Origin of the sequence: Halolactibacillus alkaliphilus (assembly GCF_900115465.1) — a bacterium.
Taxonomy (GTDB): domain Bacteria; phylum Bacillota; class Bacilli; order Bacillales; family Amphibacillaceae; genus Halolactibacillus; species Halolactibacillus alkaliphilus.
The window spans coordinates 23,189-48,872 of sequence record NZ_FOWN01000022.1; the positions used below are offsets into that span (position 1 = coordinate 23,189).

At 35.5% G+C, this 25,684-nt stretch carries 21 protein-coding genes and 2 pseudogenes; all 23 read right to left on the minus strand.

Annotation, left to right across the window (positions count from 1 at the left end; genetic code table 11):
- Window positions 1-431: 431 nt before the first annotated feature.
- The gene (locus tag BM163_RS09460; RefSeq protein WP_089802520.1) at window positions 432-1,319 is read right to left on the minus strand and encodes an ROK family protein; all 888 of its coding nucleotides are present in this window, start codon (window positions 1,317-1,319) and stop codon (window positions 432-434) included.
- A gap of 42 nt (window positions 1,320-1,361) precedes the next feature.
- The gene (locus BM163_RS09465; RefSeq protein ID WP_089802522.1) at window positions 1,362-2,678 is read right to left on the minus strand and encodes a 6-phospho-beta-glucosidase; all 1,317 of its coding nucleotides are present in this window, start codon (window positions 2,676-2,678) and stop codon (window positions 1,362-1,364) included.
- A 12-nt stretch (window positions 2,679-2,690) separates the two neighbouring features.
- Window positions 2,691-3,281, minus strand: a complete 591-nt coding sequence (locus tag BM163_RS09470; protein WP_089802524.1) for a DUF624 domain-containing protein — start codon at window positions 3,279-3,281, stop codon at window positions 2,691-2,693.
- A gap of 29 nt (window positions 3,282-3,310) precedes the next feature.
- Window positions 3,311-4,180 carry a carbohydrate ABC transporter permease gene (locus BM163_RS09475; protein ID WP_371859484.1) on the minus strand — a complete coding sequence of 290 codons (870 nt, stop codon included), beginning with the start codon at window positions 4,178-4,180 and terminating at the stop codon, window positions 3,311-3,313.
- A 15-nt stretch (window positions 4,181-4,195) separates the two neighbouring features.
- Entirely contained in the window at window positions 4,196-5,068 is an 873-nt protein-coding gene (locus BM163_RS09480; protein ID WP_089802526.1) for a carbohydrate ABC transporter permease, read from the minus strand.
- 28 nt (window positions 5,069-5,096) lie between these two features.
- Window positions 5,097-6,428, minus strand: a complete 1,332-nt coding sequence (locus tag BM163_RS09485) for an extracellular solute-binding protein (protein WP_229675491.1) — start codon at window positions 6,426-6,428, stop codon at window positions 5,097-5,099.
- Between the two features lie 159 nt (window positions 6,429-6,587).
- Entirely contained in the window at window positions 6,588-7,679 is a 1,092-nt protein-coding gene (locus BM163_RS09490) for a DUF871 domain-containing protein (RefSeq protein ID WP_089802530.1), read from the minus strand.
- Window positions 7,680-7,702: 23 nt separating this feature from the next.
- Window positions 7,703-9,211 carry a response regulator transcription factor gene (locus BM163_RS09495; protein ID WP_170243646.1) on the minus strand — a complete coding sequence of 503 codons (1,509 nt, stop codon included), beginning with the start codon at window positions 9,209-9,211 and terminating at the stop codon, window positions 7,703-7,705.
- Window positions 9,208-10,953 carry a sensor histidine kinase gene (locus BM163_RS09500; protein WP_089802533.1) on the minus strand — a complete coding sequence of 582 codons (1,746 nt, stop codon included), beginning with the start codon at window positions 10,951-10,953 and terminating at the stop codon, window positions 9,208-9,210. Before BM163_RS09500 ends, BM163_RS09495 begins: the two co-directional genes overlap by 4 nt.
- Window positions 10,954-11,184: 231 nt before the next feature.
- On the minus strand, window positions 11,185-11,910 hold the full coding sequence (locus tag BM163_RS09505) for a GntR family transcriptional regulator (protein WP_089802536.1): 726 nt from the start codon (window positions 11,908-11,910) through the stop codon (window positions 11,185-11,187).
- Between the two features lie 19 nt (window positions 11,911-11,929).
- Entirely contained in the window at window positions 11,930-12,943 is a 1,014-nt protein-coding gene (locus BM163_RS09510) for a sugar kinase (protein ID WP_089802538.1), read from the minus strand.
- Window positions 12,936-13,685: a 2-dehydro-3-deoxy-phosphogluconate aldolase gene (gene dagF, locus BM163_RS09515; RefSeq protein ID WP_089802540.1), complete on the minus strand. Its 750-nt coding sequence runs from the start codon at window positions 13,683-13,685 to the stop codon at window positions 12,936-12,938. The genes BM163_RS09510 and dagF overlap by 8 nt, the downstream gene beginning before the upstream one ends.
- 2 nt (window positions 13,686-13,687) lie before the next feature.
- Window positions 13,688-14,791: a DgaE family pyridoxal phosphate-dependent ammonia lyase gene (locus BM163_RS09520; protein ID WP_089802542.1), complete on the minus strand. Its 1,104-nt coding sequence runs from the start codon at window positions 14,789-14,791 to the stop codon at window positions 13,688-13,690.
- Window positions 14,769-15,872 (minus strand): amidohydrolase/deacetylase family metallohydrolase, encoded by a 1,104-nt coding sequence (locus tag BM163_RS09525; RefSeq protein WP_089802544.1) that lies wholly within the window; start codon window positions 15,870-15,872, stop codon window positions 14,769-14,771. Before BM163_RS09525 ends, BM163_RS09520 begins: the two co-directional genes overlap by 23 nt.
- Window positions 15,873-16,584: 712 nt before the next feature.
- Window positions 16,585-17,322: a TatD family hydrolase gene (locus tag BM163_RS09530; RefSeq protein WP_089802546.1), complete on the minus strand. Its 738-nt coding sequence runs from the start codon at window positions 17,320-17,322 to the stop codon at window positions 16,585-16,587.
- A 4-nt stretch (window positions 17,323-17,326) separates the two neighbouring features.
- Window positions 17,327-18,718, minus strand: coding sequence for a Qat anti-phage system QueC-like protein QatC (qatC, locus tag BM163_RS09535; RefSeq protein ID WP_089802549.1), 1,392 nt, complete (start codon window positions 18,716-18,718; stop codon window positions 17,327-17,329).
- Window positions 18,715-19,431: a Qat anti-phage system associated protein QatB gene (locus BM163_RS09540; protein WP_089802551.1), complete on the minus strand. Its 717-nt coding sequence runs from the start codon at window positions 19,429-19,431 to the stop codon at window positions 18,715-18,717. The genes qatC and BM163_RS09540 overlap by 4 nt, the downstream gene beginning before the upstream one ends.
- A 14-nt stretch (window positions 19,432-19,445) precedes the next feature.
- On the minus strand, window positions 19,446-21,335 hold the full coding sequence (locus BM163_RS09545; protein WP_089802553.1) for a KAP family P-loop NTPase fold protein: 1,890 nt from the start codon (window positions 21,333-21,335) through the stop codon (window positions 19,446-19,448).
- A gap of 295 nt (window positions 21,336-21,630) precedes the next feature.
- Window positions 21,631-22,931: pseudogene (locus BM163_RS09550) on the minus strand (IS1380 family transposase).
- Window positions 22,932-23,225: 294 nt separating this feature from the next.
- Window positions 23,226-23,453, minus strand: a complete 228-nt coding sequence (locus tag BM163_RS14210) for a DUF1385 domain-containing protein (RefSeq protein ID WP_089802557.1) — start codon at window positions 23,451-23,453, stop codon at window positions 23,226-23,228.
- Between the two features lie 503 nt (window positions 23,454-23,956).
- Window positions 23,957-24,280 (minus strand): FRG domain-containing protein, encoded by a 324-nt coding sequence (locus BM163_RS09565; RefSeq protein WP_244946856.1) that lies wholly within the window; start codon window positions 24,278-24,280, stop codon window positions 23,957-23,959.
- A gap of 192 nt (window positions 24,281-24,472) precedes the next feature.
- Window positions 24,473-25,228, minus strand: a complete 756-nt coding sequence (locus BM163_RS09570) for an ATP-binding protein (RefSeq protein WP_177200260.1) — start codon at window positions 25,226-25,228, stop codon at window positions 24,473-24,475.
- Window positions 25,218-25,684, minus strand: a pseudogene (locus BM163_RS13790) (IS21 family transposase); the annotation flags it as partial. The gene BM163_RS09570 and the pseudogene BM163_RS13790, both read right to left, overlap by 11 nt.

The window sequence follows — 25,684 nt, forward strand, 5'->3', positions numbered from 1 at the left end:
CGCTCTATTTACATTCGTAATCTTTTCAACACCTTAAGTTTACAACTGTAATCGTAAATAGTCAAGTTATGAAAGTCACATATCGACTTCCCTTTCGAGAAAAACCCCCTCATTTGAAATACTATTTAAGCTAACAAGAATTCAAGCGTTCTTGAAAATGACAGCTTCTCAGAAGATAATCAAACTAAAAAGCCCGCTATTAATTTACAACACTGACCTTTGTAAATTAATAGCGAGCGCAGACTGCTCTTTATTATGATTTGATAGTTTTCATTAAGGTGCAAAAAGCGGGTGTTTAGACTACCGGTTTTGAAGGGGGTCTTAAAAAATCTAAAGTCACTCTAAGGATAAATAGAATTATATCCACAATAATATGGTTATTCATCGTCATCAATGGCATATGAAACATCCTAGACAATCCACCCTAATGCTTAACTATAAAATTGCTGCTTCAAACCGTATACAGCCCCTATTAAATTGGCATTTTGTCTATATTTACAAAAATCGATAACTGGTCTTACCGTCGCATTAGGCATGGACTGGATAACACTATCTAGTTTTTTATAAATACAGTGAATTAAATCGGCTCTAGCGCTTATCCCACCACTCAATAAAATAACTTCCGGATCATAGATATACTGCAAATTAAATATGCCAATTGCTAGCTTATGATAAAACAGATCGACTGCTTTTATACAAATTTCATCTCCATTCTCCGCTAATTTAAACACATCTTCTCCTGATAAAGATTCATAGGGTACATTCTTCTTTTTTGCGACTTTTTTAATCATTGATACCGTTGAATCCATTCGCACCCATGTATTTTCCTCGATGTCTCGATCTAAACTTAGCAACATAAAGCCAAATTCTCCCCCATGAAGATTTGCGCCTTTATGTATGACTCCCTCTTTAATTATAGCTCCTCCGATGCCTGTACCAATGGCCATAACGATGACATCTTTCTTTCCTTTAGCTGAGCCTCCCCACATTTCAGCATATCCTGCGCAATTTGCGTCATTCTCAATATATACCGGTAGGTTCGTTCGTTGTTCTATCAGCTGCTTCATGTTTGGTCCATGTATATATGAAATAGCACTTTTACCATATACAAACCCATCATCTGAAACGGCACCAGGAATACTAATTGCTACCCCTTTTGCCCTTTTATGTAAATTAGCGTAGTTTTGAAGAATGGTCAATAATTCTTCTAATTCATTAGGCGTTTTAACTTTATTTTGTTCTAAAATATGGCTTTGGTTATCAATTAAACCATACTTTATATACGTGCCACCAATATCGAATGCGATAAATTCACCCATTTCCATCCCCTCCTTACTCATGTAATGACACAAATAATCGATTTACTTAAACTGTGGTAAAAACAATTTATGCGCAGTGAGCATGTCATCAAGTATTTGCTTGGCTATAGTATCTGAGGGCACAAGTGGATTAATGGTCATAGCTAAAAGGGCTGTATGATAATCTCCCGTTACCGCAGCTTCAATCGTCATCCGCTCAAAGGATTTAATTTGTTGCACTAACCCGCGCACAACGACAGGTAAATCACCAATAGCAATTGGCCTAGGTCCTTCTTTTGTAATCACGCAGCTAGCCTCTATCACTGACTCTCTTGAAAGACTTGCAATGGTTCCATTGTTTAGCGTATTAACCGTTTGAATATCGCCTCTATCATTGAAAATGGACTCCATTAAATTACAAGCCACATCACTATAATACGCCCCTCCACGTTGCTCCAGTTGCTTTGGCTTTTCATCTATATTTTTATTCTTGTATAGGTCAAAAAGATCTTTTTCTAACGTTTGAACCACTTTTGCTCTTATACCCTTTTCTTTATAATCCACTAGCTCTGACTCTAACATTTCCTTTTGTTTGTAATAATATCTGTGATAAGGACATGGGAGCATTTTTAGTGCGCGAATAAAATCTGCTTCAAAAGCAATGTTATTAATATTTCTCATATTTATTTCACTCTTACTTGAAACGATGCGATTGATAGCTTTTAGTGTAATATCTTCTCCATCTAAATAAATTGCCAAACCAAATACCATATGGTTTAGCCCTCCAAAATCTATTCTTACGCGTTCTTCCTCTACTTCTAATGCTTTAGCAACAGCTCTCTCCATTCCTATCGGAACATTACACACACCAATTATTCTTTTCCAATTTGTATGTCTAAAAACAGCTTCTACTACCATACCTGCCGGATTAGTAAAATTAATTAACCAAGCATTTGGGCATAACACTTCCATTTCTTTAACAATAGTCAACATGACAGGTATAGTACGTAGTGCTTTAAACATACCTCCTGGCCCATTTGTTTCCTGGCCAATTACACCATACTTGAGTGGTATTTCTTCATCTATTGCTCTGGCTGATAATTGCCCTACTCGAAATTGTGTCGTTACAAAATCAGCATCTTTTAAAGCCGCTTTCCGATCTAAGCTTAAGTGTATATCCATCGGTATTTTGGCTTTTTCTACCATTCTCTTAGCTAAACCACCTACGGTATTTAATTTTTCCTTTCCTTCTTCTATATCAACGAGCCACAACTCTTTAATAGGAAATGTATCATATCTTTTAATAAACCCTTCAATTAATTCCGGAGTGTAGCTCGATCCACCACCAATAGTTACTACCTTTAAACCTCGTCTTTCCATAAGCGACTCCTTTCAAATAAGATCTTTCTTGAGACGTTGACTTTCTTTCGAGTTACCAATTTTCACAATTCCTAACATAGTTATACTAACCCCAAAAAAGAATGTTAGTCCTGGCATGAAAGAAATTGCTACTATTAATAAAAAGAATACACACACATAGCCAAGATTATTCTTAGGTAACAGCCACACCAACGAAAAGGCTGTTTTCATCTGAAATATTATCGGTTTCCTAAAATTGAAATATTGCAAAAAATGAATTGAACTTAAAAATACTAAACCTAGCATACATAGTACGATTATTTTAATATACATCGATTGAAGTATAACTAAATTAATGGCTATCAAGATGAATATTAATTTAAATAAGAGTCCCGCACTAGACAGTTTTAAAAAAGACGTACTATATATGTGTTTAAATAATGAAAAGGCCTCTCTTGACGACAGATTCTCCTCTTTTAAAGCAACAATAAGAGCATGCGTAGCAGGAAATATCCCTAAAACAATGCAACCTATCAAAGTAAACAAAAACCATAGCATTTGCAAATAGGCAAACCAATATATTTTTTGCACAACAGCAACATACCTAGATTGAATCGCATTCACCTGCTACACCACCCTTTTGTAATATATCATTATCCTTTCACTGAACCAGCAATCATACCCTTCATAATCTGTTCTTGGAATAGTAAATACATAATAATTGTTGGGATAACAGCTATTGTCATCGCTGCCATCGTAAGCGCATAATCTGTACTAAAACCATCTGAGAATATCGCAAGGCTAAGTGGTAACGTTTTTAATGCACTGTCATTAATGAAAACCAGGGCAAAGACAAATTCGTTCCAAAATCTTAAAAATGCAAGTATAGAAACTGTTGATAAGGCTGGCACACTTAATGGCAGCATGATCTTAAAGAAAATGCCCCAATATCCACTACCATCAATTACTGCGGCTTCCTCTAATTCTTTAGGAATAGAACTCATATAAGCAACAGTTAGGAAAATAGCAATTGGAAGTTCAAACGCCGTATAAGGTAAAATCAACGCCCAATAGCTATCCAATAATCCAATTTCATTCATCATTGTAAATAAAGGAACTAACGTACTATGAACGGGAATTAACATACCTAACAAGAAAAATACGACTAAGAAACCTTTTAATTTGAAAGTAAAGCGAGATAATACATACGCCGTTAACGCGCCTAGAAAGACTGTTAATATAGTGGCAGTAACGGTAACAATAGCCGAATTGACCATGGCCTGACCTAGATTCGCCACATCCCAAGCACGTTGAAAGTTTTCAAACGTGAAACTCGTAGGAAAGGCATATGGCTGTGTGAAAAATTCCTCGTTCGTTTTAAATGAACTCGTTATCAACCAATACAGAGGATAGATCATTAATAACGAAAAAGTACTTAAAAACACGACGCGAAGAGTTTTAAATATTCCTACTTTAACTAAGAAACCTACAGAGGCGCCTTTTTTATTCATTTCACTATTCAATTGATTGACACCTCCTTAGTCCTTTCTCTTCATTAATATTTGACTTATAGCAATTAATATTAGACTTAAAATTATAATCATAGTAGAAATTGCTGAACCGAAGCCATAACGGTAAACTAAAAAAGTATTATTATACATATACGTTGCCAAGATCTCTGTTGATTGAGCGGGACCGCCACCTGTCATAACAAATACTTGATCAAATGCTTTTAAGCTCCCAGAGATACAAAGTATAATCACAACTTTAATTGTTCCCCACATATTTGGTAAGATGATATAAATTAATTTTTTCCACCCTATAGCACCGTCAAGTAATGCCGCTTCTTCAATCTCACCTGGAATATTTTGTATTGTGGCAATAAAAATAATTAAGTATGGACCAATATAGTTCCAAATAATTGGGATAGAGACCGCGTACATATTCACATCCGGATCAGCAAGCCACGCTCTCGTCCAAGACTCAAGTCCGATATTTCTTAAGACGGTGTTAATTACGCCTAATTCTAAATCAAATATATATCCCCATATAAGACCAACTACAACTGTTGAAATAACCATAGGTAAAAAAACTGCAGAACGGACAAAACGTTGGAACATATTACTTTTTCTTAGTAATAGAGCAAGACCCAACGCAATAGGTACTTGACCTAAGACTGATGCCCCTACAATAATAAGGTTATTTTTAAACGCCCTCCAAAAGATAGGGCTCTGCACCACTTCAATGTAGTTTTGAAAGCCGATAAATGTCGCATCACCCATTCCAGACCATTCGAAAAATCCATAATAAGAAGATCTGAATATGGGGATGATAACAAAGAAACTGTAAAGCAAAAGGGCTGGAAGTAATGTCATTACTAACAATCCTCTTAACTTTAATCTAGATTGCATATTATCCCCCCTTTTGCCTTTTTAATCATTAATTTGTCGTCTGTGCTCTTTGAATATTTTCAGCCACTTTTTCTACATCTCCACCTAACATAATTTCTTGCAGTCCATTGTTAACCGCTTCTGCACCTGCAGATGTTAAATGCAAATCATATACTGGAGCAAAAGCTGCGCCACGTACAAGGTTAAAGGCTTCATAAAAGAGAGGGTTTACAACTTCTTCGTTTAGATCTAGATCATACATAACCATTGAGTTACTTTCAGCTATTACCTTTTGTGCATTATCATTACTTAATGCATAAATTAAATCTAACGCTGCTTCTTTAGCAGCACCTTCTGTTTTACTGCTTAACAGATATCCTCCTCCAGGACCACCTGTAATTGTATTACCTTGTCCCTGACCACCTTCAATAGATGGAACCGTTGTAATACCGATATTATTCAGTACTTCTTCTGACACTGAAGTTGCTAAACTACTGATAGTCCACGAACCATTAATCATCATAGCTGCATTTCCTTGCGCAAAACTTTGCTCTGCTTGCGTATTATCCAAACTATTTGCACCTTCTGAGTAAGCATTATGATCAACTAATTCTTTGAAGTGATTTAATGCTTCAATGAATATAGGATCAGTAAATGTTGCACCATCTTGATTTACAGCATTCATAAACCAATCAGTACCAGTTACACGGTCAGCAATAGCACCGAAAGTAGTCGATTGCGCAACCCAAGGCGCTCTGTTTCCCATTGCTAAAGGCGTAATCCCTTTATCGTTAAAGAAATCAATTGTTTCAATGAAATCCTCCCAAGTTGACGGCACCTCTAAGTCATTTTCTTCAAACATTTGTTTGTTATAATACAAAAATGAAGTAGCTGACATAGCAACTGGCGCTGAATACAATTCTCCATCATAATTATATGGTTCAAGTGCACCTGTCAGGAATGAATCTTTCCATTCTGGATTCTCATCAAATAGCGACGTTATTGGTTGGATGAGTTCATTTTTTTGGAATTCATCGGTAAAACTGCCCGCATAGGTTAAGAAAATATCTGGTAGTTCATCTGCAGCTGCAACTGTACTAATACGCTGACGATAGCCATCTACTGGAATAGCCTGCTCATCCACTTCAATATGTGGATTTGCTTCTTGAAACTCCGCAATCATCTCTCTAACAGATCTAGCACGCAAGTCATCCCCAGCGAAATTGTGCCAAATGGAGATTTTAACTTCTTCTACATCATCACCAGACACTTCCACGTTATCTTCCGAATCACCACATGCAACTAAAGTAATCATTAGAACCAACAATACTGCTAATAACTTTTTCATTGTTAACCACTCCTTTTTATTTACTACACTCATTTTATAATAGCGCTTTCATTATGATAAGGTAGGGATTTTAAAGATATAGGTAGACAAATCAAAGCTCTTCTCCACCCCTTTACTTATGTGAAAACCCGAACCTTTTATAAGGCTCGGGTTCACTAAAATAAACCATCATATTATCAATTTATCATGTATTCAGTTACTGCTTTCTTTAAAGATAAATGTTCGCCAGGGGGTAATATAATCTATTAAGAATACTTGATCTGAGTTAACTCTAGCCACATTATTCTTTCTAGTGTCTATCGGCAATTCTTTAAGAACGATTTGTAGTTCAGCTTTATACTTACCGAAGTTATCATTCCCGATCACAACACAACCAACTTCTTGCTTTTGAGGAGAGCGAGGTGCGATTGAACTATCAATATATTTCTTCCTTACTTCCGTTGAACGTACTAAAAACTCTGTAATATCCCCTCGACGAACATGTTGCTCGCTTAAAACAACCGCTTTTTCTATATCTGATAATTCACCCTCTAGAGTTATATCCAACTCTAGTATGTAACGGTTGAGCGCGCCCAACTGTACTATTTCTGCTTCCGTCGCGTACCCATTTCCAATAATCACATCATCTATTAACCCCGTGGCCCATAGGTGCTTTGCTTGAACGTGTATCGGAATGTTTCGGTGCTCTTCTAGGGTACACAGACCATCGTTAATATCCCAAGGACCCATAGTTCCGCCTTGGCATGTAACGAATGCCGCCGTTCGAATACCTTGGTCTTTAAACCTTTCAGAACATTTCACAAAAAAGTCATAAGGCAACCCTGTATACTTTTGCGGGTAAAAATTATGACAACCAATCAAATTCTCTTTATTTGGCTGATGTGAAAGAATATTATTTAAATAATCAATATCATTACTCATATTCAATTCAATCTTTAAATTATAAGCGTTATAGGTTAAAGCAGCCTCTCGCTTACCATCAAACGCGGCGTCTAATCGAATACCATCTGCACCTATATCAGCAAAAAAGCTTAAATCATCATAACTTATACCAAGACGATCAAACACCGTGGGGGCAACATCTAAAATAACCTCCATTCCTAGTTCTTTTGCATAAAAGATAATTTCTTTAAAAGATTGCACTAGTTCATTTTTAGGTTTATCCGCTGACAGTAAGCAAGTAAAGACCCGAGCAAAGCCATTTTCTTTTGCTAAAGTTAAGTACTGCTTATCTTTTTCCACATCTGATTTTTCAGGATAAATTGAAACGCCTAGATTTCTCATGTTTTTCTTTTCTCCTTTTTTGGTCATTTATTTTGATAATATGTTTCTCTATACTGTGTCGGTGTCATTTTATAATACTTTTTAAAAATTTTTGTGAAATATTTGCTGTCATTATACCCTACTAATTTTGTGACTTCCTTAACACTCATTGATGTGTACATGAAATAATCTGCAGCTTTCTTTATACGTAAGTCTGTTAGTAGCTCAACGTAAGACTTTCCGGTTTTCCGGCGAATAACTACACTTAAATAGTTGGGATGAACAGGGATTTTTTCAGCTATCTCTTTGAGCGATAAAGGATCTCCAAGATGATTCTTCATATAATTAAGCGACTCTTCAACATAATTAGTGTTTTTTTGGTAACACAATTTAAAGTTTTGTGATATTACGGATAATAGTGAAAACAACTCTTCCTTTGGATTTTGAAACCACTCCTGAAACACAGGCATCGAATCATAATGCATAGCTTTTTCATCTTGTCCATACTGATTAACTAAGCGGATACTATCAATATAGAGATGCTGAACATAAAATTGAATAGACCTAGGAGTAGCATCCGGATGCGATAGTAACCAATCAATAAAGTTAGAAATCCAAGCTCTTAGTTTTTCTTTATCCCCATTTTTCATACATTCGTTCAACTCGTTTTTATAGATTGTCATATGATCGGTATAAGAAATACCCTTTCGATAAACGATATCTTTTTCCGTTAATACGGTGTAATCTCTCAAAATCCATTGATATGGAATAAAAGATACGACTTGTTTATATAAATGCGCTATTTCATCAAGAGAACTTACGATTGAACTCATAATTACTGGCTTACCATAAAGATCCTTGATTCTTCTCGAAGCTACTTGGAGCAGATAATCATCTTTTAAATACTTATCACGTTTTAACAAAATCAATGTATGATTATGATAAGTAAACCATTTACCATTCAGATAACTGTTCCATAACTCTTCATGAACTTGGATATCATGAAGAGTGCTGGTTTCATCAATCAGTAGTAATTGGTATGGCGCCTCTTTAAACGCGGGAATTAAGTCTACTAACGTTTGTTTAGGAAACGCTTTCATTTCATTTTGTAGTGCTTCTTTTAATTGGTTAACAACTGCACGCTCCGCTTCGTGTTCTTTTAACTGATCATATTCTTTTATTCTTTGTAATCTTTTTTTAGCTCTTTCCACCGCCGCTATAATATCATCAGGTGAACTCGTTTTTAGTAGATAATCACAAACGTTTTGACGTATCGCTTCTTGAATATATTCAAAATCATCGTAACCTGTAAGTAGAATAGACTCTATTTGATATTTTTTTTCAGTGATGTATGATACCAAATCTAAGCCCGACATACCTTTCATCCTAATGTCTGTAATGAGAATATCCGGACATTCTCGGTCTAATTGTCTTATGACTTCTTCTGCAGAAGAAACGGGTTTAAGCAATATAAAACCCAGTTCCTCCCATGAAATAACGCTAGATATACCTTCCCTTATAATGATTTCATCATCTGCAATTAAGACTTTCACCACTTGATCCCTCCCTTTATTGGAGTAGAAAAACTGATTACTGTTCCTTTGTTAACTTCACTTTTAATGTGTAGCTTAGATTGTTCACCAAAGTGTAAGATAAGTCTTAAATTCACATTTCGAAGCCCGTAATTTTTCCCAACCACTACCTCTGAGTTTTGATCGTAATCAAATTGTTGGTTTAGCTCTTTGAGTTTTTGCTCTGAGATACCAATGCCATTATCCTTCACTTCAAATTGGATATATTGACCTTGCTCTTTTGCGATTACATCAATGACCCCATAATAGTTTTCAACAGCAAAAAATCCATGATTGATACTATTTTCGATTAAAGGTTGTAAAACGAGTTTTAGCATCGTACATTGTTTCAACTTCTCTGGTATGGTTAGATTTAGTTGAAAGCTATTTGGGTAGCGTATTTTCAAAATTTCTAAATAATGAATTAAATTACCTACTTCTTGTTCTATAGTGCAGTATTCATTCCCTTTATTTAGACTAAAGCGTAAGAAGTCACTTAAATGAGAGACGACTTTAACAATATCATAAGATTTTGTACTTAAAGCAATCCAATGCACTGAGGCTAACGTATTGTATAAAAAGTGTGGGTTAATTTGGGATTGCAATGCTTGTAAATCGAGCGTGCGTTTTATTGACTCATTTTTCTTTACTTCATCCATAAGGATCTCAATACGTTCATTGAGAGAATTATAGCTTATAATTAAGTCACCAATTTCATTATTAGAGTATGATACAACCGTATTTATGCACTCACCAGGATTAGAGTTTTGAATCGACTCTGTTAATGATGTTAACGGTTTAAATACTTTTGCGATAAAAAAAACCACCAAGCTAGTGATTAAGACAATGGCAATAAGTACAGAATACGTCGTTAGCCATAAAACATAACGGTTTTGAGAACTATATTCTCGGAACGGAATAACACCTATAATATTCCAATTGACAGAAGGGACTTTTCTTGTGAAAATTGTTGCTTTTTCATTGGCCATTTGATAGACAAAGCTCTCTTCACTATTCCTATTATTAATATAATCACTTAAATTCATAATATCTATGTCACTATGTTTACCACCATTATTCTCAGCTAGTAATCGCCCTTCGTTTTCAATTAGTATGGATACATTCCATTCAAAATCAATGGAGTCTAAATACTCTGTAATAACTTCTTGACTTAAACTAATTGATAAATAACCAATTAATTTGAAATTGTACGTGCTTCGGATTGGACGGGTTAAAGTTATCATTTCTCTTTTACCAGCTGTGGTATTATTATTTTCTTTTACCGACCACCATTGTCCGTTTGTCATATGATTTGTTTCTAATGGTAAGCCTTCATCTAATACAGAAGTCGCAATAACAGCATTCCCATTTATCGGAGTAATCTTAATATTTTCTATATACGGCTTAGAAAACGCCAAGTTAGAGAGGAATCCAGAGATATCTCTTCGTTGCGCAATAAAATCGCCTTCTTTTCCCAAATACTCCTGAACGGATTGATGGCCAATTAAGAAAACAGATATATTTTCGATATCACTAACAATAAAATCTAGTGTGTCTTGGAGTTGATTAATCGAACTTTGTCCCGATATAGCTGCTCGTTCTTTTGACGCTTGTATAGTCATTTCATATGCAAACACGCCTAAAAGGCATAACGGTATTAAAACAGCCGCTAGAATAAACACTGTTAATTGATTTTTTAATGAGCGTCGAAACCATTTTTTCATACGTATGCAAATCCTTCTTTAATAATCTCAAAGCTACTTCAAGGCCTCGTTAAAGCTCTTTTTTAAACATAAGATTTTAATCCGGCTAATCCACCCTCAAAAAAAGCGAGTGCATTTGAAAATTACTCGATCAAATTTAACTAAATCTATACTTATGCAATTGGCGCAGTAATTGCATTTTGTCTGTTTATTCTAATACTCTTTTCATTAGATTGTCTAGCTAACAAAGTACTACTTACTGATTGAATCATTATAATCTACAACATAGTTATGTTTCTCAATGTTGTAGTAGCCTTCACTATACTCGACTATCTGTCCTTCTTCATCACTTGAACGTCTTATTCGTTTCAATATAGGCGAACCCTCTGGTAAACTTAATACTTCTCCAATATGCTTAGATAAGTAGCCCACTGTAAACTCATCTCTAAATGATTCTAATCGAATATTAGACTGCTCCAAATAACGGTAAAGAGAATTAATCTCAATACTTTCTACCTCATCACTCGTTAAACTTATACGTAGGTAGTGATTGAAATAGATGTAAGGATCTCCATCTAAGAAGTATACGCGCTCCACCTTTAAGCAGTCTTCCCCGAAAATAGTATATAGCATTGATTCCTGAGGCAATAAAAGCTTCTCAATACTTAGTACTTTTTTTGTCATTCTATGTCCTTCTTCTACTAAAACTTCTGTAAATCGCTTTCCTTTAGAAAGTCTTGTCCCCGATACATTTGCAATCACTTTGGTCCCTTTGCCACTTTTCTTTTCCAAATAACCTTCTTGTACCAATTCTTTGATGGCATTTCTTATTGTAATTTTACTTACTTTAAACTCTTTCTCCAATTGAGGCTCAGAAGGAATATTCTCATTTAATGGATATTCACCATTTAGAATGCGGTCCTTAACCACCTCTTTTATCTGTAAATACAATAGCCCTTTTTTTCTTTTAACAGTCAATTAAATTTCACCCCATTACTTATCTATTAACATCCGCTGTCTCATATAACATAGCAGCTTCTATTTCGGCCGCAGTTGACATTGGTGTATCTCCTGAAATCGTACATGCCAACATCCCTGCTGATACAGCAAATTCAACGGTTTTCTCCAGCTTAAATCCCGCTAGTTCGCCGTGCAGAATACCACTCGTAAAAGCATCCCCTGAACCAATTCGATCATGAACAGTAAATGAACGATTATCTGAAAAGACAAATTTGTTATTCTTGTATATGTAGCCTTTAAGTACATGTGTATTATCTGCATTTATCTTTCGATGCGTTCCCGCTATTATATTGATATTGAAGGTTTCTGCCACTTGAGGAATAAGTTCTTTTAATTGTTCTTCTCTTGTTGTTTGATTCGTCTGCATACCTAACACAAACATCGCATCTTTTTCATTCATCATAACAATATCAGCTAAATCAAGCATAGCTTTATAGTGCGGCTTGGCTTCCTCATAACCTCCCTCCCACAGAGAGGGACGATAATTACAATCAAAACAAACCAACCCACCCTGCTCTTTTACTTTTTTAGCTAATTGCTTCATACTCTCACGTACTTGATCAGTCATAGCCAGCGTAATGCCACATAAATGAATAATATCAGCTTTTTTAGCTATTTCATCTATATTATAGTCGGCTAAAACTGAAGTATTAAAACTACTCTCTAATCGATTAGTATACGTTACTCTACTTGCTCGTTGTGCAAAACCGTTTTCCAAAAAAAACATCCCAAGATATTTACTTCCCCTGGTAATATAATTATTTTTGATACTTAATTTTTGCAAAAAAGATAATGCGGCGTCACCTATTGGATTATCGGGTAGTTTAGTCACAAGGTAACCCTCATAACCTAATTTTATCATAGCAGAGGCAATGTTAACGCCAGTACCTGAAAAAGAATAGCGTAAAGTATTTGCTTGCGTCAGTAATTCATAACCTGGAACCGTCATGCGCATCATCACTTCTCCGAAAGAGAACACATTTTTAGTCATACTGATCAACCAACTTTTTCGTCATTGTCAATAGTTCTTTCATGTCTGACGTACTCGTCTCACCGGTATCAGGGTTAATAATAGATGAGTAGACATGAGGAATTATTTTAGGTACGTTCGCTTCTAAAGCAATTCCTACTATGGTTGAATAATTTTCCAAATCAATTCCACCTGTAGGTTCTAAAGCAAATTGCTCTTCACCGCATGCTTTTGCAATCGCTCGAAACTCAGCTTCATGTTGTAGACCTTTCATCGGAAAATACTTAATCGCCTGTCCACCCATATCGCGAACAAGAGCAATGGCTGCTTTAATTGGCATAACTGCATGTTCTGAATTAGAACTTATTGGACCCGTTGATACATTGACATAACCTACTTTACCTGTCGGCGAAACAAGGGCGTTAATCCAACTAGCTTTTCCGCCTAAGTTTGCTCTTGTCGCTCCAACATAAGGAAATACCTGATTAATATGATTGCCAGAATAGTACTTAGAAATTTCTGAAACGACAGAAGCTTGTCTATTATCCCCTGCACCTAACCCAATAGAAACAGCTTGATCAATTGCATTGCCATAGTCCTGCATGGCGGATACTGCTTCATTGACGGTATCATAGTCCTTAGAAAGGACACCTACTAATACATACCCGTCAGCTGCTTCAAAAACTTTTTTTGCATTATCAATACTATTTGCTAAAACATTTAGTGCGACCCGACCTTTATAGAAACGTTTTTCTATACTCATTGTTATTCTCCTCCTAAAATAGCCTTTAATCTGTCTTTTATTATATCGACTTCATTATCCTTTAATGGACGTGGATCAATATCAAAGTACCCCTGACGCACACCATAATCTCGAGTATAAATAGCAATATTACCACTTCGCAACTTGTCAGTTACCTCTTTAGCGGATATCTGTGTGACAGCTGAATCAATATGTACCCTTCCTCTATATATAGCCCTACCAGCTTCATCTTGAACAATCTTTACATCGACACCATGAATGTCTCGAAGTTCTTTAAGTGCTTCAAGACTTGTCTTTTCATTATCACTATTATCATCTTTAACAAAAAACTCTTCTAAAGCTTGTAGTAAGCCAAATATAGATTCCTTACCAACCTTCATACACCTACCGATACCATGCATTTGTACTTTCAACCCATTGATATACTCTTTCTTACCAGCTACAATTCCAGACGTCGGTCCTTCAATTGCCTTTGAACCACTATAAATGACAAGATCACTCACATGTACATACTTTTTCAAATCTTCTTCTGCAGCCGCATCAACAATAAGTGGTATGTGATGCTCCTGTGCCACTTGCCATGCTTCTTCAACAGAAATCATATTCTTTTGAACAGTATGATGAGACTTCACATATAAGATTGCTGCTGTATGTTGATTTATTGCCTCTGAAATATGTGTTGTTTTCCCTTCATTAGCATAGCCTACTTCAACTAAATTCCCGCCCCCAAGATGTACCATCGTTTCAACTGGTGCACCATATTGCACATTATGACCTTTCAGTAATATGATTTCATTTTTAGGTATCGTTTCTTGATGAAGCCTCTCACTTTTCCGGCGGTTACCTCTGGTTATAATAGCCGCCACTGACAAAGCTATACCACTAGATGCAGAATTAACAACGATGGCCGCTTCTGACTCTAAAAGGTTTGCAATGTGCTCTCCGGCTTTTTCAACTAAGTCCGCCATTTCCACATAATTTCTCCCTCCACGTGTTACAGCCTCCATTACTGTACTTGATGGAGCAGAAACCCCTAAAATGCTCATCCTTCCACTAGCGTTAATCACTCGTTTTAGTCCATATTTAGCATTCAATGTATTCACCATTCACAACAACCCCTCTTACACTGATTTGTTTGTCACATTTATATTCTAGTCCAGTAGAATCTTTTAACATAATGGCTTGGTCTTCAACAGAAAATAAGGTGAGGTTCGCAACATCTCCAACAGAAACCCTTCCAAGTTCAGGTTTTTTCAACCACTTTGCCGCATTTACTGTAACAGCATCAATCACATCTTTTAAGGAATAACCCAAATATAAGAATTTAGTTAACGTATCAGACATGCTGTAAACAGGGCCTTGCAAACGATTTTTTCTATATATATCCGTGCTAATTGTATTAAATTTAATATTATGGTCTTTTGCTTGTTTTGCAGTTGAAAATGAAAAGCTCGCATTCCCATGCCCAACATCTAAATGAACCCCTCTGTTCAATGCTTGTATAAATGAAGGCAACGGTCTTCCCAGTTCATCAAATATATTATTTTTTTTAGGATGTAAATAATGCGTGATAATATCATTGCATTCAAGCATTTCTAAGATTTCAACAATACTTGGTGGCCCTGATCCGATATGTACCATTAAAGGCAGCGACGTCATATTAGACAGCTTTTTCGCCACTTTTAAAGGTTCTAATCCGTTTTTCCCCACTACACTTTTGCTCATCCTTACTTTTAACCCAACAATCAAGTCTTTATATTTGTCTAGCGTTAAAAGTAAAGCATCTTCATCTAACCAAGTTAAATTAGATAATTCATCTATCCTCTGTAAACCTATTTTAGATACGTTTAAGAAAGCGAATACATTTGTCTTGGCACTTTTCGAGTAATTAATTAACTTATGAAAATTATCACTCCCAGCACTACCCGCATCAACAATAGTGGTTACACCTAATTTATATCCAATCTCATCCACTTCATCCCCATAAGGATCTAATTCAGGTAAAGCATGGACATGCATGTCAATCCAACCACTAGAAATATACACTTTTTGTTTAAAATCAATAACTTCCTCTCCAATGCCTTGGCCTGAAGAAGCAATATCTACAATTTTTTTTTCTTTTATTACTAAATCAAACACTTTCTCTTCTACTGTCTTTACGTTTCGAAGAACCAAACTATTAACCATAAGGAACCATCCTTTTTTATAAATTTAAGTGGTACTTTCATTTGATTACCTGTTTAAAAAGTATCTTATCATTTTAATTTTATTTAGTCAATATAACGTTATAATGTTTAAAACGAACTAACTGCTGTAACTATTAATGTCTCCCTCAAAAAATTGTGTTCCAAAACCGCCTCACCTTCCCATCCCCCTCACCCCCTTATCTCCCAAGGGCTCAGGTCCCTTTTCCTCTCTCCCCTTCGTTTCCTTCATAAAAAAATTATGTTCCAGCTTTTTGCCCATTTTCACTCATTTGTGTAACGATTTTACACTCATTTCGAGAAAATAATTACGTTCCAGAATAGAGAAGGAATAGACGGGAAGCAGCTTGATTTTCTACCTGAATCAGACAAGATAAAACACAGATTCTATTACGTGTAGAAACCAACTGAATAAGAAATGAATGTGCTTGAACCCTTACAGAGAAAGGTTTGAAAGATACCCATGCAGAAAAAAACGGTTGGATCAGGATTGGTTTTGAATGAAAATTAAGTCGGAGTGCGGTTGAAAATCCGGAGAAATTGGCAATAAAAAATCCGAAGGCTAGCCGGAAAAACACCGGAAAAACCTTCGGATTTGGAACATTATTTTTATTTAAGGAACGTTTTTATTTTGTTCGGAACATAATTATTTTGTTGGCACATAGTAGATATGGGTAGACTGCTTAAATCTATCCTTACCCTTTCATTTGTTTAACAAGTAATTCGTTTAAGTTTTGGTAGACTATAGATCTGAAATCATCCACTCCTAAAAATTGTTCAAACTCACCATAAATCCTTGGAATATCGTTGGGAACAATACTTTTTCTTCCTATAGAACCATATGGACCATCTGTCTCAACAAGGATCCTATCTAAAGGTAAACTTTTTATTATTTCTTTTCCCTTTTTTGACCTTAACATTGAAGGATTCAAAGATAAATAATAACCTGCTTCAAGTATTTCTTGTAATGCATCCAAGGTTCCTGTATACCAATGGAATACAGCATATTTAACGTTTGTTTCGATTAGTATTTTTAATACATCCTTCTCCGCATTTCTTGAATGTATTGAAAATACCTTCTGCTCTTCACTTCCCCGTTGACAAATATAACGAAAAATCTTAACTTGTTCATCACGAAATCTATAGAGCTGTTTAGAATAATCTAATCCAATTTCACCTAGGTACTTCGACTTTCCAATGTATTGATTGAAAAGCCTTTTATTAAAGGGCTTAATTTTTATCATTTCGGGATGATATCCTAAGGCAATTTTTACATATTTAGAAGCAGAGAAACTTTCCAATGATTTTTTAAACACCTCTGGAAAATTGGTTACAAAAAGAGCATAAATTTTGTTATTGTCATAGTAGTTGAATATTTCCCTGTAGTTGGGATAATAGTCAATGTGGACATGAAAATCGACAAAATTTCTCATATTCCTATTTCAATCCCATGTATTCTTTCAATTGACCACCATTTGCTTTATCTTCATATTCCACCATAGTTAGCAACTCCTTTATAGATTCTCTATATAGTCGTTCATATAATTCATACTCTTTACTGGTTAAATAACCTTGTTTTCGTAGTAATCCTTTGGTGAAAAATGGTTTACCTTCATTATCTACGAATCTTCTGATGGTAAATAATATAGCTTTGAGGTCACTTGCCTTTCCATCAATTTTGTTATTCTCATAAATAAATTCTTTATTTAACGAGTAGTGCGGATTGTATTTATCTTCTACAAAACCATTAGTAACCAAAGATGCTTTACGTATTAAGCATGGGTAACAATATCCACAGTTTAGCGGTGGACTTTCTCCATCATACCTAGCCTGACAAGGGTGTGAACAGGACAATGTTTCCATATACATATTTTTGAATACAAAATTTCCTTTTTGCTCGTTAATAATTTCACCTTTGGACATTGTTGAATAAAAATTCTCCACTCGATGACCAATATCCAATTTACTCAGTAATTCATTAACCCTTTTCAGGAAGTATGGATGCGTTGTTCTAGTACTACAACTTCCAGATCTACTTTGTGTTAAAGGAACATTTATGCCTATAAACCCATTCTCTGGAATGTATACAGGGGTATTCTTACCTACAGCTGCAGCAACTGCTATAGCACCTGTAATAAATAAGAAGGATCTACTTCTGCTTGTACTTTCTCCAAATAGGGTACCTTTTGAAATATTTGTGGGTCTCCTTGGCGAAACGTTAAATTGAACAAAGTCTAAATTTGATTGACTATAATGATCTCTAATTGAGTCAATTAATAATTGCTGTCTCCTTAACAGTAGATTGTATTCTTTAAACCCTACAAATAGTGGATTTTTTTTATTATCTAAAAGAGATAAAGCACCACAAAAAGAGTCTAGTCCACCAGAAAATAGGGAAACACAATCAAATGAGGAAGCACTTTTGATGTTATACTTTTTATTTACTTTATCCCCTCTAAACCTTTCAGTCGTTGAGTAAAAAGAAATATCCCATTTATCGCCACTAAGAAAAGATAGAGTTTCATCTAATATTTTTTTCACCGAGTTCCATTTTTCGTATTGTAGAACGGGAATATTTAAATTAAGTTCCCTACTCCAACCATCTCCAGCAATTTTTCTAGGAATCTTTTTATCTGCTGTGAAAACAGTAATCCCAACAATCAATAAATCCTCTACAATTTCAGGTAAATATTGAAGACTGAACATTCTCCAGAGATTTTCGACATCGGTTTTTACGTTAGATTTATTATTTTTAGGTGATAAATTAAATATAGCACCATCTGGCTTTTCTATTTCATCATTGTTCTTAACAAACCAAATACCATTCATTTCGAATCACCCCACATTTCAAAAATCATCCATACTTCTTCACACTTCTTTTCAATATAATTCCGTCCTTCCCGGCCCTTCCAGTCAATATTCTTTAGTCCATCTAATTGATAATTTTCAGCAATTTCAAGCCGAATATACTCACTAATCCTCCCCTGCATTTTTATTGCTGTCCCAATATCATTACATAGAGAATTAATTTTTTCGGCAAAGTTTGTGAAAAAAGATACTTTTAGAAATTTTGTGAGATAATCCCTTATAAAAATATCCGTTTCTAAGTTTGAGAATGCTTCTTGAAGTTCATCTTCATTTCTGACATTACCCATCATATCTTCCATATACTCCTGCATTGCCTGATCCGCTATTGATTGTTGAAGACTATTGTTTCCCACCGAAAAATAATCAATTAATCCTGCAAATACTTCTTCAGGGCTTCTACCAACTAAATATGATAAACCCACTTCATTTAATGAGTAATTAAGTCCAAAATTTCTTACTAATCCTGCAAAATTTACCGCTTTGGATCCAGACGATCCTATTGCTGAATTGCCCTCTTTCCGTGAACCACTACTCCCGTTTGCTTTTGAAAAGTTCGACATTGCTTTTCCTATTGAATCTGGATTATAATTGTTCCTGGCCATTCCAGAAACTGACCTTTTAGCATCACTCCATAAGTGTCCAGTAGGCGGCATATATCCTTTTGATGTCCCCATTATAAACTTCCCTCCTATCCATTCGGATTCTCAATTCGCTCCCAAAATGCTCTTTCTATTTTCCCTTCATCAACAAAGTACTTTTTTAGCTCTTCGTAATCTTGAGCATTGATTCCTTTAATTATGTTGAAGTTCTTAATAATTGGTGGACTAAAATCTTCTTTCCGTAGTTTCTTAATCTCTTTCAGGATTTCACCCCTTAGATTTAAAAACTGCTCATATACCCCTATTAAAATTTTCACATTTGCTTCTCTATCAGAATGGTATTTTGCTATAATACCTTTAATTACTCTTGAATGGTCTATATTCTCTGCCATAGAGAGTTCCTCAATTTTTTGCTTCCTCAATGATTCATTGAGTCCCTCCGCACAAACATCATTAACCCATTTTCTTTCTTCTGCGGTCAAATTCAACATTGAAATATTTTTTTCCTTTATTGCCTCTTTAGCTAAATAGAAATACTGCCTTAAATCTTCTTCATGAATATTAACAGGTTCCACCTCGAGCCATTGCTGAATAATTGGTTTGAACCACATACTACTGTACTTCTGCTTTAATTCATTAGTTTCAGTTGATTCTTCAAGGGGAAATTTGATTAGGTCTTCCAATTCACGTGCATATCCTTCGCTCTTCACATGCCAAACATAAAGTTCTCTAAATAATTCTATATGTGTGTATTCCAGAACCATTAATTTTGCAAGAATACTTAAATCCAACTTCAAACCTTGAATTTCTGATAGTCTCTTTCTAATATAAAAGGTGTTTAGAAACCTTTTTGCTTGACGAGGGTTACCTTTTAGAGTTGAAGCAATGATTTCTGCAACTCTATTGAATATATCTAACTGAACTTCAAAATCCTCTTTTGAGGAACCAGCTTTAAAGACCTCCTCTTCCCCATACTCCTCCAACTTTAAGATTGCTAGAATCTCGTCTTGACTTATAATCTCACCTTTAACAAAGACTTGTCGTTCCTTTAATCCAAGAAGTAGTCTTGTTAAATGGTCATCCTTTAAAAATATTTCACATATTAATAGCTTTAAGTAGTTTTTCACATCATTATCTGACAACTCTGGAATTCGAATGGGCATCTGAATTATTTTTTCAATGTAATCCTTTGAAATATTGAGTGTTGCATCATCTATCTTTGGATATTTACTTTGAACTGCATAACTCACAACATCCTCATCTATCGCAATGATAAATGTTGTTTTTGTGACCGCCAGAAATAACCTTATAGCTTCAAGGGTTTCGATGATTCGTTCAGGACTACATCTATCCAAGTCGTCAATAATAATAATTAGATTATCTAGCTTTGAATCACTCATCATTTTTTCAAACTCTTTTCTAAACAACCTGATGTTCTGTACCACATTATCATTAGGTTGTTCCTTGAAAAACTCCTTAGTTTTCAAAAGCTCTTTAATTAATTCCTCAGTTTGTTCCCCATTCTTTGGAACCAGCGTTTTAATCCCGTCAACTATCATTGGTAAAGGGTTTCCAAGAGTAGCATTAACCATATAGGGAATCCCCTTTTTTATTGCATACCCTCCTAGTCTGAACCAATCAACTCTTTCTCTAAGAGTTTTTAGTGACTCTCCTACTTTTTCCTTAATTGTTTCGTTTTCCTCTAGAGTCCTTAATATTACCTCCATGAGTGCTGTTTTTGCATCATCATATCCTTCAAACATCCATGCATTCACAAAAACAGTTTCAACATTAGGGTTTTTCTCGCTCTTAATCTTTTTCTCTATAAGATTTAAGACAGTCGACTTTCCGCTACCCCAATTCCCCAGTAAACCTACAGTCAAGGGGTTTACTCTTTCACTCATTGAAATGTCATACAGTAATTCAGCATATGGCTCATATGAGAGCATATCTATCTTTGAAGCATTATCTGCCCACATTATTTATCCTCCTAAACTTCGAATTATTAATTATACTAATATTTTGAACCAATTTCCTTTTTTATCTATTGACACTTCAACCTGAATCCGTGATAAGTGGTCGAAAAACAGATTTTTGAAGTGATATTTCACTATTTACATCTTGCGATTTATTGATAAGCTATGAGACACGTTACAACGATAGTTATACAGAGCATTCATCGTTTTTTTAAGGCATGCTTAAATACACCTGCGCTTAACTATTTTTAAAAACAGATGTCATAGTGAATGCTTATCCTAATTTATGAACAAATAATCAACACAAAAAGGCGGTATAGACGCGTTTGAAAGTAAGAAACCACGGGCTATTATTACCGAATTTTAAATAGTGTTTACGTGCGTGTCTCACCATCTTCGAAGCAAGTGTAATTAAGTTTTGAATGACTGTTTTTACACGGCGTCGAAAGACTTTTTTCTTCACGGGTGCATCGTTTTTCTTACGGCTTTCTTGGCCAATAAGCCGTAAGAGATTATAGGTGAAACAACCTAAATGTAAGATTAAATCATTGGTAGCGAATTTTCCTGACGGAAACCTTTCTAGGTCTAAATCCGTTTTTAATTCACTGTGGTATTGTTCGCACGTTCCGTGCTCATGGTAAAGATTGATGACTTCTTCAGGTTCAACAGCTAGTGTTGTCCAGTAGCTTTCGAATGATAAGTCAGGAATTAATAATACTTGACGGAGAGGCTGGTTCATATTTTTTGGTGTGACTTCAACTGAACCATAAAAGACCCGTTTGCCTTCGCGCGAAGGCACTTCTTGTCCGCGTTGTTCGGCAATCGCTAACCACGTCTCTGCCCTTTCTCGCCGAGGATTACGTTTAATGATGACATCTACTTTTTCATTTACGCAAACGTTTAGATTTGAAGTACTATCGTTTCCGGCATCAGCACGAACGAGTAAAGGAAGTTCAGTTAATCTTTTGGCATACCGAATGGATTCTTGTAGGAAGAGATCCGTCTCTTTTTGTGCGTGTGTACTTCCTTCGCGTAATTCAACATTAACAACGTAACCCTCTTGACCTAAATAACAAAAGTTTGGTGCATAACCGTCGCAGCCCTCTTGTATGTTCGGCTAACGCCCTCTTTCTTCGTGTTAAAGTTATCAAATGGTGAGACATCAAGATCGAGTGGCGCATACGCTGTGTGACCATCTGAAAGAATAGTAGGCATTATTGGAGAATCAAACTGTTTAATGAGATAGACAGACTCTTCTAAGAGAATGGGTTTCCAGTCTTCTCGCTTCGTCGCTATTTGATTCATTCGTTGACGTAACGTACTACTTGATGGCACTTTTTTAATATCAAGTGCACGATAGAAAAATGGATCATCCCGGAAGGGATTGATATGGTTAAAATCATTTTTACTCTGACAGAGTAAACCTAGATATGAGTGAATAATATCACCATTTGAGATAAACGGCAGTGTTTTTATAATGGGCAAATGAATATGTGAGAGACGTTCATAAACATTTGTTTTTGATAAGAGTAGACCAATTAAACCTAATCCTGAATGGGTTGATAATGTTTCATCTGAAGCTTCAAGAATAAATTCCATGACGACACCTACCTGGTGAAATAATATTTGAAGAAAATAACCTTCATAACACTATTATATCAAGCATTTAGACTAGATTCATCAGATTTTTCATTACGGATTCAGTTTTTTCTATGTTTGATTCATACTCTTCCAATGCCTTCATTGCCTCAATTGCAACAAGTAAGTATCGGTCATTAGGCTTTGATGTAAAAAGATAGTATTGTAATATCCCCCTAATCACTAACATGATGTTCCAGATTCCTTTTGGTTCAGCTTTCCATATTTCACAGCCTATACCCCAGGAGACAAGCATTACCAAAAACCCATCACCAACATAAAAAAACAGCAAATGTAACAAATCAGAATTGATGTCACTAAATTTGTTCCACAATTGTTATGGGTTCTATTTTGCTTTCTTACTTTATCCAATGCTAGGTCTCCTCCGTCTACTTCGTACACTCTTGCCACCATGTGTTCAGCCGCATGGTACTTACGTATTGGGGTAACTTTTATAATTAGCCCTATTAGCAAAATATAAATAACAAAGCCAAGGAACTAATAGGTAAAGAATATGATTTAAAGCCCTCAAATAGGTTAATTTGCAACAAAAGAACAATCAGTAGTGAAAATATAAAGTGTTTCCAATACTCGATGATAGGAGCTACTATAACTATTAGAGATCGAACAAAAGGAATCCTCGAAAGAACATAAAATAGCATCCTCTCCCCCTTTTTTGAGTCGTTTCCATCTCAATCCCTCCATTTTTCCACCTTGATACTACGTGGTACCTTTTACCTGAAAAACAAACATAATTCCATCCCGCACTCCCACCATACACTTCCACGAAACATCTCTCCTAATAACCCGTTTGTTACCACACCTGTACCAATGACTATAATCAATGGGAGCAATAAAAAAGCCCGCATTCCTTAACAGATGCGAGCTTTTAAAAAATATATTTGGTTATTTTTTGAACAATAGTATATTCGATTCATTCAAATCACCATTCGTCTCATCATTTATTATCTAAATTATTGGATAGGTTACGCTAAATTAGACAGATCAAACAGGATATTATTTCTATTATAAGCATATAAATCCAAAAAAATTTCATCTTTAAACTTTGTCAAAATGTTTGTAATGTCTATGAAATTATCTTCAAATAAATACACAAAACCTAATTCTTTCTCCTTATCTACCTCCAGCGGTTCGTTAAATTCGCATGCAAAATAGAGGGCAACTAATGGAGAAGTGGTTACATCAATGAGGTTAGTGGGAATTCCATGATGTTGCGAAAAAGCGATAAAATAAGATCGCTCATCTGATGTTAATTTATGCCACACTTCTTTTTTGAATTCATTCCTCATCTCCATAAACGAATACTGAGTATCTCCTCTTAATGACTACTGCCAAAGGAATGTACCACTAGTGACAAGCTTTTAACCACCTGTTGCCACGAAATGTACCACCCTTTGCCATGTCATGTTACCACTGTTGATTCATCCCACCCAAATTAAACATATGTTAAGTTGAGTGGAATGATTTTTTTATAACTGCTGTTAGAATCCGTTTGATAAACCTAGCCGTTCTCGCATGGAGACTTCTCCATCAATCATAATGGTGTAAGCATTATGCACGATACGATCAATGACAGCTTCTCCAGTGGGGCCACTACCTAATCTAGCGTGCCAACCACCTGTACCAATCTGCGTACAAAATATCGTTGAAGCCTTTCTTTCCCGTTTTTCTATTATTTCCATCGTTAAGAAAAGTTCTTCTTCTGATAAGTCATGCAGAAGCCATTCATCGATGATCATAAGGTCTTTCTTCGTATACTTGCGCATAAGTTTCTTATAACTATCAGTTGGTTCAGCTTTTGCTATTTTAAATTCATCTAGTAAGTCAGGCAATCGCACATATTGGACGTTATAAAATTGACGACATGCAGAAACACCTAATGCACAAGCTAAATATGTTTTACCAGCACCTGTCGCGCCCATTAGAATGATATTATGATGATTGTCTAGATATAAACCACTAGCGAGACGTAAGATATCTTCTTTAGATAGTCGTCTATCATCAAAGTACTGAATATCTTCTATGGCTGCTGTTGGAATTTCGAATTGCGCTTGTTGTATGAGACGTTGAAGGCGATTGCTTCTACGACGAGAATGTTCTTGATCTACTAGTATTTTAAAACGTTCTTCAAAGTCCATTTCTGTGTACTGTCGATTTTGTGATTGGTGTTTATAACCATCGGCCATGCCGGCCAATTTCATTTCAACTAATTTTCGAATGGTTTCTTCATTCATCATGTGATTGCCCTCCATAATAATTTGCTCCGCGAGTGAAGCCATAGTCTTTATTCACTTGTTCCGTTGACTGTTCTGATTGACTTTCTGCTGTACGTTTTTGATTATTTTTTAGTATTGTTTTAATTAAAGAGACCGTCGGTCTCTTCGTAGCGCGTAACACATCTTCACAAGCGCGTTCCAATTCATATGTCGCATATTTTCTCAAAACTTTTTTGAGTGTAAATACCGACTGGACGGCTTGCTTTTCTATTTGGGCATGTTTAAAGAAATAGTCCACCACCATTAATGTGTTAGGTCCGATATCTTTTCCCCAAGCTTTAGCGTTTTTAGGCGTTTGATCAATATATAATCGATGCTCATCAGGCATGTGATCAGGATTGGTAGACTGACGTCCATATTTACCATATAATCTGGTATGAGAGGCTATTCGCATATGGTTATAGAATACCTCTATCA